Below are 15,101 nucleotides of genomic sequence, written 5' to 3'. Positions count from 1 at the left end.
CACCTGCCGCTGGATCAGCCGGCAGTTTGCCTGTCGAGGTATTTCCTGATGGTCCGGGCGGCATTGTTCAGGTGCGCTTCCAGCAGCCTGACGGCTTCGTCCACCAGTTTGTCGCTGGCGGCATCGGTCAGGGCGATGTGGTCGTCCTGGGTGAGCTTGCCGAGCCCCATGGACGACAGGTGGAAGCGCAGGAAGCGTTCTTCTTCATTGAGCTCGATTTCAATCAGGCGCAGCAGCTTCTGGTTCCCCGCCTTGCTGTAGAGCGTCATGTGGAACAGCCGGTTGAGGCGGCCGATCTCGGCGTGGCGGGCTTCGTTTTCCAGCTGTTGGATGTAACTGCGGGCCAGGGCAATGTCATCGGCGTCGAGCCGCGGGATCGACTGGCGCAGGGCCTCGGTCTCGAGGATGACGCGCAGGGCATAGGTGTCCACGGCGTCCTCGCCGATCAGCGGTGCGACCACCGCGCCCTTGTGCATCACCACCTGCAGCAGCGACTGCGCTTCGAGCTGGCGCAAGGCTTCGCGTACCGGCATTCGGCTGACGCCGAACAACGAGGCCAGTTCCTGTTGGCGCAAGGCGGTGCCTGGGGGCAGGCGGCCATCGAGGATGGCGCTGCGCAGGCGTTCTTCGATCACACTGCGGGCCAGGTGCGCAGGGACTTGCTCGCTGCCCAGCACGGTGCTCAGGAGTTTGGGTTTCTCAGCCACGCGGGTTTTGCCTCGGCAACATGAAAATTGGATCCAATAACCCTAGTGAGGGAACGGGGGTCTTGTCAAACCGCTTGCTTGGCGAGGCCTGCAGCCGGTGAAGAAACGCGGCTATCGTGAAGCAAGTCGCAGGCCTTGGGAAGTCGGCGAAAAGACCGCAGCCCGTACGAAGCAGGTTTGCCGACGGCTGGCAAACGGGCCACAACCTGCCATTGTCTTTTGCCATACCTGCCCGCACCATCGCGGCTTCCAACTGATTCTGAACGGGTGTTCGCAGTGGCGATACCTTGGGCCATTACAAGGACTGTACGCCGAATCGGTGCTGCCGCACTGCTGGGCTGCTTGTTGCTGGGCGCTACGCAGGCGGACTGGGACTTCGCGCAGATCAGCAGCCGTGCCCAGGCCCTCTACGGGCCCCTTGGCGCCGGCAAGGGGCGCATCGACGCCTGGCAGCGCCTGCTGGCGAGCCACCAGCAGGGCAGCGAGTTGAGCCAGCTACAAGCGGTCAACCTGTTCTTCAACACGCAGCTGCGCTATGTCGAGGACATCGACCTGTGGCGCGAAATCGACTATTGGGCCACGCCGGTCCAGTCGCTGATCAAGGGGGCCGGCGACTGCGAGGACTACGCCATCGCCAAGTACTTCAGCCTGCGGCGCCTGGGCATTCCCGCCGACAAACTGCGCATCACTTACGTCAAGGCCCTGCGGCAGAACCGGGCACACATGGTCCTGACCTATTATTCAAGCCCACAGGCCCAGCCACTGGTGCTCGACAGCCTGATGGACGCGATCAAGCCGGCCAGCCAGCGTACTGACCTGTTGCCGGTGTACGCTTTCAACGGCGAGGGCTTGTGGCTGACGGGGGCGGGCGGCAACAAGAAGGTCGGCGATACCAAGCGCCTGTCGCGCTGGCAGGGGTTGCTGAAGAAAATGCAGGCCGAGGGCTTCCCGGCCGAGCCGGTTTACTGAAGGAGCACAGATGTCACTGTTCAAACAATTGCTGCTTGCCATTTGCCTGCTCCTGGTGGTCGCCTTCAGCGGCAGTTTCATGGTCAGCCTGGAGAGCTCGCGCAGCCAGTACATCAACCAGCTGCGCGCCCATGCCCAGGATGCCGCGACCGCCTTGGCGCTGGCGCTGACGCCGAACATCGACGACCCGGCAATGGTCGAGCTGATGGTCAGTTCGATCTTCGACAGCGGTTATTACGCCAGCATCAAGGTCATCGAGCAGGGCACCAACGCCGTGCTGGTCGAGCGCCACGCCGTACCCGACAGCGCAGGTGTGCCGGCCTGGTTCATCCGGCTGGCCAACCTGGAACCGGCCGGTGGCGATGCGATCGTCAGCCGTGGCTGGCAGCAGGCGGCGCGGGTCGAGGTGATCAGCCATCCGATGTTCGCCCTGGCCAAGCTCTGGCAGAGCGCCCTGGGCAGCCTGGGCTGGCTGTTGCTGTGCGGCGTGCTGAGTGCGGTGCTTGGCGCGCTGCTGCTGCGCCGCCAGCTGCGGCCGCTGGATTACATGGTGGCGCAGTCCCACGCCATTGCCCGGCGCGAATTCCTCAGCCTGCCAGAACTGCCGCGCACGCCTGAGCTGCGCCGGGTGGTGCAGGCGATGAACCAGATGGTCGAAAAGCTCGAAGCCTTGTTCCGCGAGCAGGCCGAGCGCAGCGAGCAGTTGCGCAATGAGGCTTACCAGGACAGCCTCACGGGCCTGGCCAACCGCCAATACTTCGAGATGCAGCTCAGTGCCCAGGTCAGCAACCTGGAGGAGGCCCGCGCCGGTTACCTGCTGCTGTTGCGCGTGCAGGATCTCACCGGCCTCAACGCGCGCCTGGGTGGCCAGCGCAGCGACCAGTTGCTGCAGGCGGTGGGCGAACAGCTGCGTCGGGCCTGCGCCCGCTACCCGCAAACCCATGACCTGATCGCCCGCAGCCGCGGGGGCGAGTTCGCCGTGCTGGCGCCGGGCCTGGTGCATGACGAGGCGATCGAGCTGGCCCAGGCCCTGGAAGCCAGCCTGCAAAGCCTGCACGAGACCGGTGCCAGCGATGTTGCCCCGGTGGCCTGTATCGGCCTGGTCAGCTATGCCCCGGGTGATGAGCCACAGGCCCTGCTCACCCAGGCCGATGAGGCCCTTGCCCGGGCCGAGAGCCAAGCCACGCCGAGCTGGATATGCCTGGAACAGGGGCCGGCAGCCCAGGCCGTCGGCAGCCAGCAAGCCTGGCACAGCCGCCTCGACCAGGCCCTGAGCAAAGGGCAGTTCGAGCTGTTCTTCCAGCCTGTGGTGGACTGCCAGGCACCGCAACGCATCCTGCATTTCAAAGTGACCTCACGGCTGCAGGACGGCCAGGGCGAGCCGTTGGCCGCCGGGTGCTTCCTGCCCTGGCTGGAGCGCTTCGGCTGGATGGCGCGGCTCGATGCGCTGATGCTGGAGCGGGTACTCAAGCATCTGCCACGGCACCACGCGGCGCTGGCGCTGAACCTGTCAGCCGCGACCCTGGCCGATGCCCAGGCCTTGCAGCGCGTCTACGCGCTGTTGGGCCAGCACCGCGCACTGGGGCCGCGGCTGACCTTCGAAATTGGCGAAGAGCAGTTGCCCGAACAGGCCGTGCTGGAGCAGTTCACCCGGCGCCTGCACGGCCTGGGTTTCAGCCTGGCCCTGCAGCGTTTTGGCGGGCGCTTCAGCATGATCGGCAACCTGGCCAACCTGGGCCTGGCCTATCTCAAGGTCGACGGTGGTTACATCCGCAACATCGACCACGAGCAGCACAAGCGCCTGTTCATCGAGGCCATCCAACGGGCGGCACACAGCATCGACCTGCCACTGATAGCCGAACAGGTGGAAACCCAGGGGGAGTTGAAGGTGCTGTGCGAGATGGGCGTACAGGGCATTCAGGGGCAACGGGTGGGGCGGCCGGCGCCCTGGCGTTGAGCCCAGCGCCGGGCAGGGCGCTGGCAAGCCTCAGATCAGCCCGCCGTGCTCATCCTCCTCGATCAGGTTGTTCAGGCCACCCAGGGCCTTGCGCGCGCTGGAGCGGCTCAGCAGCTTGGCCTGGGCGCCTGGGGGCAGGTCGGTGATGCTGAACACGCCCTTGGCGGTCAGCACCTCGATCAGGTCCTCCAGCACCCGGATCATGTCCAGGTCGCTCTGCTTGAGCTGCTGCAGGCTGTTCTCGACGGCGTCCTCGGCGAGCCATGCCTGGACTTCCGCCTGGTCGGCGGACAGCATTTCCGTGTAGCCGTGATAGGGGGCTGCTTCTACCCGCAGCAACTGGCCGTCGGCGTCGCGTTGCACGTAGAACATGGCGTCGTCCCTCGTCATCAAGATTCCTTTGGGTAGCCAGCAGCATAGGCAAAGTTCGCCGGGCGTGTTGGCCCGCGGGCACGGCACAGCCTCATATGCATATGCATTAAAGGTATTTAAATTATTGTTCTTATGACTTTATAGTCACTGCCACTGCGTACCTGCCGACCAATCGGCGCGCCGCACGACTCGAACCCACACGGGCAATCCCCGTGCGTTTCTGATCGTTGCGCGCCTTGGAAGTCGCGCACTTGCGTGGGAGTGAACAATGCCAGCCGCCTCGAACGCCTTGTCGACCATCGACAGCGCCTTGCCGCAAACCTTCGAAATCCGCCCGTTCACAGGTGCCGTCGGCGCCGAGATCGTCGGCCTCGACCTGACCCGACCGGTCAACGCCGAGGATTTCAACCGAATCCATCGCGCCCACCTGGACCACCACGTACTGGTGTTCCGCGACCAGCGCATCACCCCCGAGCAACAGATCGCCTTCAGCCGCCGCTTCGGCGAACTGCAGATCCACGTGCTCAAACAGTTCCTGCTGGCCGGCCACCCCGAGATCCTGATCGTGTCCAACATCATCGAGGGCGGTGCCAACATCGGCCTGGGCGATGCCGGCAAGTTCTGGCATTCGGACCTGTCGTACAAGGAACTGCCGAGCCTGGGTTCGATGCTGCATGCCCAGGAGCTGCCCAGCGAGGGCGGCGACACCCTGTTCGCCGACATGCACAAGGCCTGGGACGCCGTGCCCGATGCCCTGCGCAAGGTCATCAAGGGCCGTGACGCCGCCCACTCCTACACCGCGCGTTATGCCGAGACCAAGTTCGAAGGCAACTGGCGCCCGACCTTGAGCGCCGAGCAGTTGGCCCAGGTGCAGGAAGTCATCCACCCGGTGGTGCGCACCCACCCGGAGAACGGGCGCCAGGCGCTGTTCGTCAGCGAAGGCTTCACCACCCGCATCGTCGGCCTGCCCGATGACGAAAGCCGCGACGTGCTGCAGCAGCTGTACGCCCTGAGCGTGCTCGAACAGAACATCTACCGCCATCAGTGGCAGCCCCATGACCTGGTGTTCTGGGACAACCGCTCGCTGATCCACCTGGCCACCGGCTGCCCCGCGCACCTGCGGCGCAAGCTGTACCGCACCACCATCCAGGGCGACGCCCCGTACTGACGACTGAGGAAAAACATCATGCGCAAATCCATCAGCCGCCTGGCGGCAAGCATCGGCCTGGGCGCCAGTCTGGTTGTAGGCAGCCTCGCGGCGCCGACCGTGGCCCACGCCGAGGGCAAGATCCGCATCGCCGAGCAGTTCGGCATCGTCTACCTGCTGCTCAACGTGGTACGTGACCAGCAACTGATCGAAAAGCACGGCAAGGAGCAGGGCATCGACATCGCCGTCGATTGGGCCCAGCTCTCGGGCGGCGCGGCGATCAACGACGCATTGCTGTCCGGCTCGGTGGATATCGCCGGCGCCGGCGTCGGCCCGCTGCTCACCGTGTGGGACCGCACCAAAGGCCGGCAGAACGTCAAGGCCGTGGCCTCGCTGGGCAACTTCCCGTACTACCTGGTCAGCAGCAACCCCAACGTGAAGACCATCGCCGACATCAGCGAAAAGGACCGTATCGCCGTGCCGGCGGTGGGTGTTTCGGTGCAATCGCGCTTCCTGCAATATGCCGCCGCGCAGCAGTGGGGCGACAAGGAGTACAACCGCCTCGACAAGTACACCCTGGCCGTGCCGCACCCGGATGCCACCGCCGCATTGCTGGCTGGCGGCACCGAGCTCAACGGGCACTTCTCTAACCCGCCGTTCCAGGACCAGGTGCTGGCCAACAAGAATGTCCACGTGGTGCTCAACAGCTATGACCTGCTCGGCCCCAACTCGCCGACCCTGCTGTTCGCTACCGAGAAATTCCGCAAGGACAACCCCAAGACCTACAAAGCCTTCGTCGATGCCCTGGCCGAAGCCGCCGACTTTGCCCAGAAGGACAAGGCGGCCGCCGCCGACACCTACATCCGCGTGACCAAGGCCAAAATCGACCGCGACGCGCTGATCAAGCTGATCGACAACCCGCAGTACGAATTCACCGTGACCCCGAAGAACACCTACAAGCTGGCCGACTTCCTCTACCGCGTCGGTGCGATCAAGAACAAGCCGGCGTCGTGGAAGGACTACTTCTTCCAGGATGAACGCCCGTTGCAGGGGAGCTGACCGACCATGACCGCCCCATTGCCAGGCCACACGGCCAGCAACCTGAGCCGTGTCGCCACCCCACCGCTGCTGGCGGTGGACAACCTGAGCCTCGAATACCGCACCGCGCAGCGCGTGGTGCGGGCCACCCACCAGGTCAGTTTCGAAGTCGACCGCGCCGACCGCTTCGTGCTGCTCGGCCCCTCCGGCTGCGGCAAGTCCACCTTGCTCAAGGCCGTGGCCGGGTTCATCGAGCCCCGTGAAGGGCAGATCCTTTTGCAAGGCCAGCCGGTACGCGGCCCCGGGCCGGACCGTATCGTGGTGTTCCAGGAGTTTGATCAGCTGCCGCCGTGGAAGACGGTGAAGCAGAACGTGATGTTCCCGCTGCTGGTGTCCGGCCAGCTCAAGCGCGCCGAGGCCGAGGAGCGCGCCTTGCACTATCTGGAAAAGGTCGGCCTGGCGGCGTTCGCCGATGCCTATCCACACACCCTGTCCGGCGGCATGAAGGCCCGGGTGGCGATTGCCCGGGCGCTGGCGACCCAGCCGAAGATCCTGCTGATGGACGAGCCCTTTGCCGCGCTCGATGCCCTGACCCGGCGCAAGATGCAGGAAGAGTTGCTGCTGCTGTGGGAGGAAGTGCGCTTCACCTTGCTGTTCGTCACCCACTCCATCGAAGAAGCGCTGGTGGTGGGCAACCGCATCCTGCTGCTGTCGCCGCACCCGGGCCGGGTGCGGGCCGAAGTGCACAGCCACCAGTACGATCTCGGCAGCCTGGGCGGCAGCGACTTCCAGGCCAGTGCCCGGCGCATCCACCGCTTGCTGTTCGACGAAGACGAGGCGCCGGCACAGGCCAGCGACCTTGGCTTCAACGACATCCGCATCGCCTACTGAACAGGAGCCTTGGCATGACGACGACAGCTGTTCGCCAGGAATACGAAGTGCAGTTGCAGCCCCTGCCCGGGGTGCCGCTGGAACGTGATCTGCCGCTGGCCCAGCGCCTGTGGCAGCAGGGCTGGCTGCGCAAGGCGATGATCCTGGTGCTGCTGGCCGTGGTGTGGGAGCTGGTGGCGTGCTTCACCGACAACGACCTGCTGCTGCCGAGCTTTGTGCAGACGGCTACGGCGTTGGCGGAGGGGCTGCTCAGCGGCGAGATATTCGCCAAGGTCGGCGTGTCGCTGGTGGTGCTGCTCAAGGGCTACGTACTGGGGATCGTCCTGGCCTTCGGCCTGACCAGCCTGGCGGTGTCGACCCAACTGGGGCGCGACTTGCTGGGCACCCTGACCTCGATGTTCAACCCGCTGCCGGCCATCGCCCTGCTGCCGCTGGCGCTGCTGTGGTTCGGGCTGGGCGACAACAGCCTGATCTTCGTGCTGGTGCATTCGGTGCTGTGGGCGCTGGCGCTGAACACTTACGCGGGCTTTCTCGGCGTGTCCGAAACCCTGCGCATGGCCGGGCGCAATTACGGCCTGCGCGGCTTGCGCCTGGTGCTGCATATCCTGGTGCCGGCGGCGCTGCCGTCGATCCTGTCGGGGCTGAAGATCGGCTGGGCCTTCGCCTGGCGCACCTTGATCGCCGCCGAGTTGGTGTTTGGCGCCAGCAGCGGCAAGGGCGGGTTGGGCTGGTACATCTTCCAGAACCGCAACGAGCTGTATACCGACAAAGTGTTTGCCGGGTTGGCCGTGGTGATCCTGATTGGGTTGCTGGTGGAGGGGCTGGTGTTCAATACCCTGGAGCGGCTGACCGTGCGGCGTTGGGGCATGCAGCGGTAGTCGTCCTGGGCCGGCCCTATCGCGGGGCAAGCCCGCTCCTACGAATACCGTGGGAGCGGGCTTGCCCCGCGATAGGGCCGCTACAGGCCACTACACCTGGTACTGCGCCGCCGCATTGGCCAGGGTCCGGCCAATTTCCTCACGCAACGCCAGTGGCAACTCCACCACCAACCCTTCCCCCTGGCTCAGCAGCCACCAGCGCAACGGCCAGCCATCGATCACTGTTGCCCTTAGCCGGTGCCCCTGCTCCAGCGCCGTCAGTTGCATATCGCCGGTCAGCGGCGCTTCGCGCAGTTGCCGCGCCAGCGGGTCGCTGACCCAGGCTTGCAGTTCCACGCCCTCATCCTGGGCCGGTTGCAACGTATCGCTGCGCAAATACCCCTGCAGGTCGAAATTGCCGCGCAGCTCGCTGCCGGCATTGGCCGACCAGTGCCAGCCAAACGGGATGCTCTTGTCGTTGCGTTCCAGCGGGAAGATCAGCGACAGCTCGTTGAGGTCGCGCTCGACGGTGCGCTTGCTGACGTTGAAGCCCACGTCACGCAGGCGCCACACCAGTTCTGCGCTGGTGGTCCCGGGGGAGCGGCTGGGCAACTGGCGCAGAAGTGCCCATTGGCGGCTAAGGGTGGCGCGGGTGGTGGCGAACGGCAAAGGAAACGTCCTTGTCTAGGCTTGCCGCCATAGAATGGCGGCACGGGCAGGTCATGGCAATTGGCCACGGCCTGCTCAGATCAAGGAACAGACAATTGGTTGCCTGGCGCTGGATCGTTCGCGACAGGTTTTGTCGTGTCGTCGCGCAGAATCACGCCCCATCACGGCAAAGCCCGGAGCTGTGCGCCGTTCAATGAGGATGAACATGTCTGCTGCCAGCAATATCCATTCGCTGCTCGCGCGGCTGCTGCCCGAGCGCATCGCGCCGGTACCGGCATTGCCGGGCCAGCGCCAGCGGCTGTTCGTCGGGGTCGGCATGCCGAGCCAGGCACTGCAGGGCGGTGAGCGCTTCGGCCTGATCGACCGGCTGGATGAAGCTGCCGACCTGCAGGCGGTGTACGCCGACCTGTGCAGCCAGGCGCTGCTCGGCAACGTGGCGGCGCTCAACGACCTGGGCTGGATCTGGCTCAACGGCAAGTATTGGCGCGGCGATACCGTGCTGGCCGGGCACCTGCTGCGCATGGCGGCTTTGCAGGGCAATGCCGTTGCCTGGTTCAACCTGGGCCAGCAGCACTATTTCGGCAAGGGCGTGGAAGTGTCTTATACCAACGCCGCCGAGTATTACCGCCATGCCTTCGAGCGCGGCATGCTGCATGCGGCGGCGGCGCTGGGCGACCTGTACGAAGAAGAGGTGTGCGACGGTGAGCCGCCATGGCAGGTGGACCCGCTCGAGGCTTACCACTGGTTCCTGCGCGGGGCACAACGCGGCGAGACGCGTTGCCGTTTCGAGGTGGGTTATCGCTTGCTGCATGGGCTGTACGTGGCAGCGGATACCAGGGCTGCCCTGTACTGGCTGGAGCTGGCAGCGGCCACCGGGGTGATGCAGGCCGCCGAGGAACTGGCGGTGCACTTCAGCAGCCGCGACACGGCGCGCTATCAGAGCTGGCGTGACCAGGCGATCCAGCTGGGCAGCACCCTGGCGCTGACCATGAAACTGGAAGACCAGGTTCAGCGTTGAGGGCATGGTTGCAGCCCATCGCTGGCAAGCCAGCTCCCACAGGAATCGCGTCAAACTTGAGGCATGCGCTGTACCTGTGGGAGCCGGCTTGCCGGCGAAAGGGCCGCAGCGCGGCCCAAAATCGCTCAACTGAGCATCCCGTCACCTCAGAACGCAAAGCACGAACAACCCAATGCCCCCCAGAACCCCTGGAAGTCGCTGATCGGCACCTTGGAGTGGCGCGCCTGTTCATGGCTGTGCGCATGCACCCCGCATGGCCCTGAACACTGGTGCACGACGGCCGCCAGCGATGGCGTACCCACGCGCCAGTGCCCCGGCACCTTGGCCACAGGTGACCACTCGGGCAGCACCGGTACCTGTGGCGGGCCCAGCTTGTCGAACTCGGCAGCGCCGTACACCACCTTGCCATCGACCACCGTCAGCACCGACTCGATGCCCTTGATGGCCTCTTCATCAACGCTGAAGAAATCCAGCGACAACGCCGCCAGGTCCGCCAGCTGGCCCACCTTGATCTGGCCTTTCTTGCCCTGCTCGCTGGAGAACCAGGCGCTGCCCTGGGTGAACAGCTGCAGCGCGGTGTCGCGGCTCAGGCCTTCGGGGTAAAGCGCCATGCCGCCCACGGTCTTGGCGCTGACCAGCCAGTACAGCGAGGTCCACGGGTTGTAGCTGGACACGCGGGTGGCGTCGGTACCGGCACCCACTGGCACGCCCATGTCGAGCATGCGCTGGATCGGCGGGGTCTGCTCGGCCGCCTTGGCGCCATAGCGGTCGACGAAGTATTCGCCCTGGAAGGCCATGCGATCCTGGATGGCGATGCCGCCGCCCAGCGCCCGCACACGTTCGATGTTCTCTGGGGTGATGGTCTCGGCGTGATCGAAGAACCACGGCAGGCCATTGAACGGGATGTCGCGGTTGACCTTCTCGAACACGTCGAGCATGCGCGTGATCGATTCGTTGTAGGTGGCGTGCAGGCGGAACGGCCAGCGTTGTTCCACCAGGTGGCGCACCACAGGCTCCAGTTCCTGCTCCATGGTCTGCGGCAGGTCCGGGCGCGGTTCGAGGAAGTCCTCGAAGTCGGCGGCGGAGAACACCAGCATCTCGCCGGCACCGTTGTGGCGCAGGAAGTCGGTGCCGCTGTGCAGCTTGACGCTGGCGGTCCACTTCTTGAAGTCGTCCAGCTCTTCCTTGGGCTTCTGGGTGAACAGGTTGTAGGCGATGCGCACGGTCAGCTGGTTGTTGTCGGCCAGCTCCTGGATCACCGAGTAGTCGTCAGGGAAGTTCTGGTAACCGCCGCCGGCATCGATGGCGCTGGTCAGGCCCAGGCGGTTGAGCTCACGCATGAACTGGCGGGTCGAGTTGACCTGGTACTCCAGCGGCAGCTTCGGCCCCTTGGCCAGGGTGGCGTAGAGGATCATCGCGTTGGGACGGGCGATGAGCATGCCGGTCGGGTTGCCGAACTTGTCGCGCTGGATCTCGCCACCCGGCGGGTTGGGGGTGTCCTTGCTGTAGCCCACCGCCTTGAGCGCGGCGCGGTTGAGCAGGGCACGGTCGTACAGGTGCAGCAGGAACACCGGGGTGTCGGGGGCGGCCTGGTTGATTTCTTCCAGGGTGGGCATGCGCTTTTCGGCGAACTGGAATTCGTTCCAGCCGCCGACCACCCGTACCCACTGCGGGGTCGGCGTGCGGGCCGCCTGGTCCTTGAGCATGCGCAGGGCGTCGGCCACCGATGGCACGCCTTCCCAGCGCAGTTCCAGGTTGTAGTTGAGGCCGCCGCGGATCAGGTGCAGGTGCGAGTCATTGAGCCCCGGGATCACCGTGCGCTGTTTGAGGTCGACGATCTGCGTGGCGGCGCCTTTGTGGGCCATGGCCTGGGCATCGTTGCCCACCGCGATGAACTTGCCGTCCTTGATGGCGACGGCGGTGGCAGTGGGGTTTTCACGGTCGACGGTGTGCAGTTTGCCGTTGAACAGGATGAGGTCGGCGGTCATGGAACCTCCTTGGGTGGATGCAGTGGCGTAGCCGCTGAAGGGCAGGGCCGACCAGAGTGCGCCAGCGGCGCCGAGCACGGTGCTGGTGGCGAGGAACTGGCGGCGGCTCTTGTCGTTAGGGTCCTGGGACATGGTGTTCTCCATCGGGCTGCGGCAGGCGGGTGAAGGTTAGCCTTGATCAGGTTTTGTGCAGCCTGCTTCGGCCTCATCGCCGGCAAGCGGCCCCCGCTTTTCAGCGACTCAGGAAGGCCAGCAGGTCTTCATTGAGCTGCTGCGCATGGGTCACGGCAAAGCCATGGGGCGCCCCTGCGTACACCTTCAGCTCGGCACCGCGGATCAGCTCTGCAGCTTTCCTGCCAGTGCTCTCGAACGGCACGATCTGGTCGTCGTCACCGTGGATGACCAGGGTCGGCACATCGATCTTGGCCATGTCCGGGCGGAAATCGGTTTCGGAGAAAGCGCTCACGCAGTCCAGGGTGCCTTTGATCGACGCCAGCAACGCAATGTTCAAGGTCTGGGTCTGCACGCCCTGGGACACCTGCTGGCCATGGTTGATGCCATAGAAGGGCGTGGCGAAGTCGGCGATGAACTGCGCCCGGTCTGCCCGCAGGCCGGCCTTGATGCCGTCGAAGACCGCACTGTCGACACCGTCCGGGGTGTCGTCGCGCTTGCCGAACACCGGCGTTACCGCACCCAGCAACACCAGGCCGGCGATGCGCTCGCTGCCGTGCCTGGCGATATAACGGCTGACGTCGCCACCGCCCATGGAGAAGCCCACCAAGGTCACCTCGCGCAGGTCGAGGTGTTCGATCAACTGGGCGATGTCATCGGCGAAGGTGTCGTAGTCGTAGCCAGTCCAAGGCTGGCTGGAGCGCCCGAAACCCCGGCGGTCGAACGCGATGGTGCGGTAGCCGCGGCTGGCCAGGTACTCCATCTGCGAATCCCACATGTCGGCGTCCAGTGGCCAGCCGTGGCTGAACAGGACGGGTTTGCCACTGCCCCAGTCCTTGTAGTGGATCGAGGTGCCATCGCGGGTAACGAGTGTGCTCATGTCGGTATCTCCTGAAATTCGAGTGAGGCAGTGAGAAAACTTTCAGCCACGCAGCCAGGCGGCGCAGCGGCGGGTCACCCAGGGCATGATGTAGAACACCACGGGCAGGATGACGAACAGGTTGGTGATCAGGTTGCCGCTGATAGGGCCAGCCAGCAGCGGGTAGCGGGCGAACAGAGGCGCCAGCAGTTGCGGGATCAGCAGGGTCATGGGGCAGATCACCAGGTAGGTAAGCACGGCCTGCTTCCAGCGCGGCGGTGGCGCGGGTGCTGGGCGGGGTGAACCAGAACTCCGGATCGTCATGCACCTGGGTCTGGTCGCCCTCTTCAAGCAGTGGCAGTACTTCACTGACCAGCGCCTGGCGCTCGGCCGAATTGACCCAGGCCTGCAGCAGGTCGGCGTCGGCGAACCGCACGATGGTGGTGAACTGCCGGCCACCGTCGTCCGGGCGGATCACGTTGACGTCCAGGTGGCCCGGCTGCTGGCGTGCGGTGCTCACCGCATGCTTGAGCCAAGCCTCGTAGGGCGCCAGCGCCTGGGCGCGGACCTTGTGCTGGATCACCAGCGTGACGACGTTGCGGTTGTGCGGAGTGTTCATCGGCGGGCCCTGGCGTGAGCTGCGTTGACGGGGTGTGCCGGGCCGCCTGGCGCCTCGAGGGCGCCAGGCGGCTGGCGGGTTACTTGCCGGCGGTCAGGGTGTTGTAGCTGGTCATCAGGTTGCGGTAGTCAGGGATGTGGTTGCTGAACAGCGCGGCCAGGCCTTCGACGTCGTTGCGCCAGTCGCGGTGCAGCTCACAGGCCACGCCGAACCAGGTCATCAGTTGCGCGCCGGCCTGGCTCATGCGGTCGTGCGCCGCGTCGCGGGTCATTTCGTTGAAGGTGCCGGAGGCGTCGGTCACCACGAACACTTCGAACTCTTCTTCCAGGGCCGCCAGCGCCGGGAAGGCCACGCATACCTCGGTTACCACGCCGGCGATGATCAGTTGCTTCTTGCCGGTGGCTTTCACGGCCTTGACGAAGTCTTCGTTGTCCCAGGCGTTGATCTGGCCTGGGCGGGCGATGTACGGCGCGTCGGGGAACAGGGCCTTGAGTTCCGGTACCAGCGGGCCGTTGGGGCCTTGCTCGAAGCTGGTGGTGAGGATGGTCGGCAGGTTGAAGTACTTGGCCAGGTCGGCCAGGGCCAGCACGTTGTTCTTGAAGCGGTCCGGCTCGATGTCGCGCACCAGCGACAGCAGGCCAGCCTGGTGATCCACCAGCAGTACGGCGGCGTCGTCTTTGTTCAGGCGGTTGTATTTGAAGTTAGCCATGGTCGTGCTCCTTAGGGTGTGTCGTTCACTGGGTGGGGTGTTTCGCGTTGATGAGCAAAGATTAGATTCATCACCTTTGGCGCGGTAGACTGCAAAAATTGCCTCTAGCGTTCTATTTGGTGAACGATCAATGGAAGACCTCAACTCCCTGTACTACTTCACCCAGGTGGTGGAGCACGGCGGCTTCGCCCCGGCCGGGCGGGCGCTGGACATGCCCAAGTCCAAGCTCAGCCGGCGCATCGCCGACCTGGAGGAGCGCCTGGGCGTGCGCCTGCTGCACCGCACCAGCCGGCACTGTTCGCTGACCGAGATCGGCCAGGCCTACTACAACCGTTGCCTGGCCATGCGCGTGGAGGCCGAGGGCGCCGCCGAAATCATCGAGCGCAACCGCAGCGAGCCGCGCGGGCTGGTGCGCATCAGTTGCCCGACCACCCTGCTCAATTCCTGGGTCGGGCCGATGCTCACCCGCTACATGCTCAAGTACCCGCAGGTGGAGCTGTTCATCGAGAGCACCAACCGCCGCGTCGACCTGCTGCACGAAGGCTTCGACCTGGCGCTGCGGGTGCGCTTCCCGCCGCTGGAGAACACCGACATGGTGATGAAGGTGCTGAGCAACAGCACCCAGTGCCTGGTCGGGCACCCCGCGTTCCTCGAACAACTGCCGGCGGGCTTCGACCCGCAGCAACTGGGCACGCTGCCCAGCCTGCACTGGGGCGGCGCCCAGCGCGAATACCAGTGGGAGCTGTTCCAGGGCGAGGACCAGCAGCACAGCCTGGTCATCCCGCATACGCCGCGCATGGTCAGCGACGACCTGTTTGCCCTGCGCCATTTCGTGGTGGCCGGGGTGGGCATCGCCCACCTGCCACGGGTGGCGGTGCGTGAGGACCTGGCCGCGGGCAGGCTGGTGGAGCTGCTGCCGCAATGGCACCCGCGCTGCGGCATCGTCCATGCGATCTTCCCGTCACGGCGCGGGTTGTTGCCGTCGGTGCGCGCGCTGATCGACCACCTGGCCGAGGAATTCGCCACCAGCGACATGGCCTGACGGCGCGGGTCTGGCGCGAGGATGAACAACTTTTCATCTTCGCCTGCGGTCAGGCCCGGTTGACGGCAGGGGGAGGGCAGGGCGTATA

Annotated in this window: 15 protein-coding genes and 1 pseudogene; 8 read left to right on the top strand and 8 right to left on the bottom strand. The window is 65.3% G+C overall.

Going from position 1 to position 15,101, the window contains the following annotated elements; all coding sequences use genetic code 11:
• Positions 1-14 precede the first annotated feature (14 nt).
• Positions 15-707 carry a GntR family transcriptional regulator gene (locus LOY51_RS26175; protein WP_125861071.1) on the bottom strand — a complete coding sequence of 231 codons (693 nt, stop codon included), beginning with the start codon at positions 705-707 and terminating at the stop codon, positions 15-17.
• Positions 708-983: 276 nt separating this feature from the next.
• Here LOY51_RS26175 and lapG point away from each other — a divergent pair, with 276 nt between their 5' ends.
• Both lapG and lapD read left to right on the top strand, forming a co-directional pair.
• Positions 984-1,676 carry a cysteine protease LapG gene (gene lapG, locus LOY51_RS26170; protein WP_125466029.1) on the top strand — a complete coding sequence of 231 codons (693 nt, stop codon included), beginning with the start codon at positions 984-986 and terminating at the stop codon, positions 1,674-1,676.
• A gap of 10 nt (positions 1,677-1,686) precedes the next feature.
• Positions 1,687-3,633, top strand: coding sequence for a cyclic di-GMP receptor LapD (gene lapD, locus LOY51_RS26165; protein ID WP_258643711.1), 1,947 nt, complete (start codon positions 1,687-1,689; stop codon positions 3,631-3,633).
• A 30-nt stretch (positions 3,634-3,663) separates the two neighbouring features.
• On the opposite strand, the gene LOY51_RS26160 is transcribed toward lapD, so the two are convergent.
• Positions 3,664-4,005 carry a tryptophan synthase subunit beta gene (locus LOY51_RS26160; protein WP_110992037.1) on the bottom strand — a complete coding sequence of 114 codons (342 nt, stop codon included), beginning with the start codon at positions 4,003-4,005 and terminating at the stop codon, positions 3,664-3,666.
• A 268-nt stretch (positions 4,006-4,273) separates the two neighbouring features.
• Here LOY51_RS26160 and LOY51_RS26155 point away from each other — a divergent pair, with 268 nt between their 5' ends.
• Genes LOY51_RS26155 through LOY51_RS26140 form a run of 4 tightly spaced genes read left to right on the top strand, consistent with a single transcriptional unit; the run spans position 4,274 to position 7,959 of the window.
• Positions 4,274-5,173: a TauD/TfdA dioxygenase family protein gene (locus LOY51_RS26155; protein ID WP_125861067.1), complete on the top strand. Its 900-nt coding sequence runs from the start codon at positions 4,274-4,276 to the stop codon at positions 5,171-5,173.
• A gap of 18 nt (positions 5,174-5,191) precedes the next feature.
• On the top strand, positions 5,192-6,211 hold the full coding sequence (locus LOY51_RS26150) for an ABC transporter substrate-binding protein (protein WP_125861065.1): 1,020 nt from the start codon (positions 5,192-5,194) through the stop codon (positions 6,209-6,211).
• A 6-nt stretch (positions 6,212-6,217) separates the two neighbouring features.
• Complete coding sequence (locus LOY51_RS26145; protein WP_125466025.1) at positions 6,218-7,081, top strand: ABC transporter ATP-binding protein; 864 nt, start codon at positions 6,218-6,220, stop codon at positions 7,079-7,081.
• Between the two features lie 14 nt (positions 7,082-7,095).
• Complete coding sequence (locus LOY51_RS26140) at positions 7,096-7,959, top strand: ABC transporter permease (RefSeq protein ID WP_258643709.1); 864 nt, start codon at positions 7,096-7,098, stop codon at positions 7,957-7,959.
• A gap of 90 nt (positions 7,960-8,049) precedes the next feature.
• Here LOY51_RS26140 and LOY51_RS26135 read toward each other — a convergent pair whose 3' ends face one another.
• Entirely contained in the window at positions 8,050-8,607 is a 558-nt protein-coding gene (locus LOY51_RS26135; RefSeq protein ID WP_125466023.1) for a WCX domain-containing protein, read from the bottom strand.
• Between the two features lie 205 nt (positions 8,608-8,812).
• Here LOY51_RS26135 and LOY51_RS26130 point away from each other — a divergent pair, with 205 nt between their 5' ends.
• A complete protein-coding gene (locus tag LOY51_RS26130; RefSeq protein ID WP_125861061.1) occupies positions 8,813-9,625 on the top strand; it encodes a tetratricopeptide repeat protein in 813 nt (270 codons plus the stop codon).
• A 146-nt stretch (positions 9,626-9,771) separates the two neighbouring features.
• Here LOY51_RS26130 and LOY51_RS26125 read toward each other — a convergent pair whose 3' ends face one another.
• The 5 genes and pseudogenes from LOY51_RS26125 to ycaC form a co-directional block, all read right to left on the bottom strand.
• Complete coding sequence (locus LOY51_RS26125; RefSeq protein WP_258643706.1) at positions 9,772-11,745, bottom strand: amidohydrolase; 1,974 nt, start codon at positions 11,743-11,745, stop codon at positions 9,772-9,774.
• A gap of 100 nt (positions 11,746-11,845) precedes the next feature.
• On the bottom strand, positions 11,846-12,664 hold the full coding sequence (locus LOY51_RS26120) for an alpha/beta fold hydrolase (protein WP_258643705.1): 819 nt from the start codon (positions 12,662-12,664) through the stop codon (positions 11,846-11,848).
• A gap of 42 nt (positions 12,665-12,706) precedes the next feature.
• On the bottom strand, positions 12,707-12,967 hold the full coding sequence (locus LOY51_RS27010; protein ID WP_374046878.1) for a putative antibiotic biosynthesis monooxygenase: 261 nt from the start codon (positions 12,965-12,967) through the stop codon (positions 12,707-12,709).
• Positions 12,968-13,076: 109 nt separating this feature from the next.
• Positions 13,077-13,262: pseudogene (locus LOY51_RS27005) on the bottom strand (antibiotic biosynthesis monooxygenase); the annotation flags it as partial.
• Between the two features lie 79 nt (positions 13,263-13,341).
• Positions 13,342-13,971, bottom strand: a complete 630-nt coding sequence (gene ycaC / locus LOY51_RS26110) for an isochorismate family cysteine hydrolase YcaC (protein WP_110992047.1) — start codon at positions 13,969-13,971, stop codon at positions 13,342-13,344.
• 130 nt (positions 13,972-14,101) lie between these two features.
• Between ycaC and LOY51_RS26105 the strand changes: the two genes are divergently transcribed.
• Complete coding sequence (locus LOY51_RS26105; RefSeq protein ID WP_125861054.1) at positions 14,102-15,013, top strand: LysR substrate-binding domain-containing protein; 912 nt, start codon at positions 14,102-14,104, stop codon at positions 15,011-15,013.
• Positions 15,014-15,101: the final 88 nt, after the last annotated feature.

The organism is Pseudomonas sichuanensis (assembly GCF_024749065.1).
GTDB classification, from domain to species: Bacteria; Pseudomonadota; Gammaproteobacteria; order Pseudomonadales; family Pseudomonadaceae; genus Aquipseudomonas; species Aquipseudomonas sichuanensis.
This window is presented reverse-complemented; position numbering and strand designations above follow the sequence as displayed.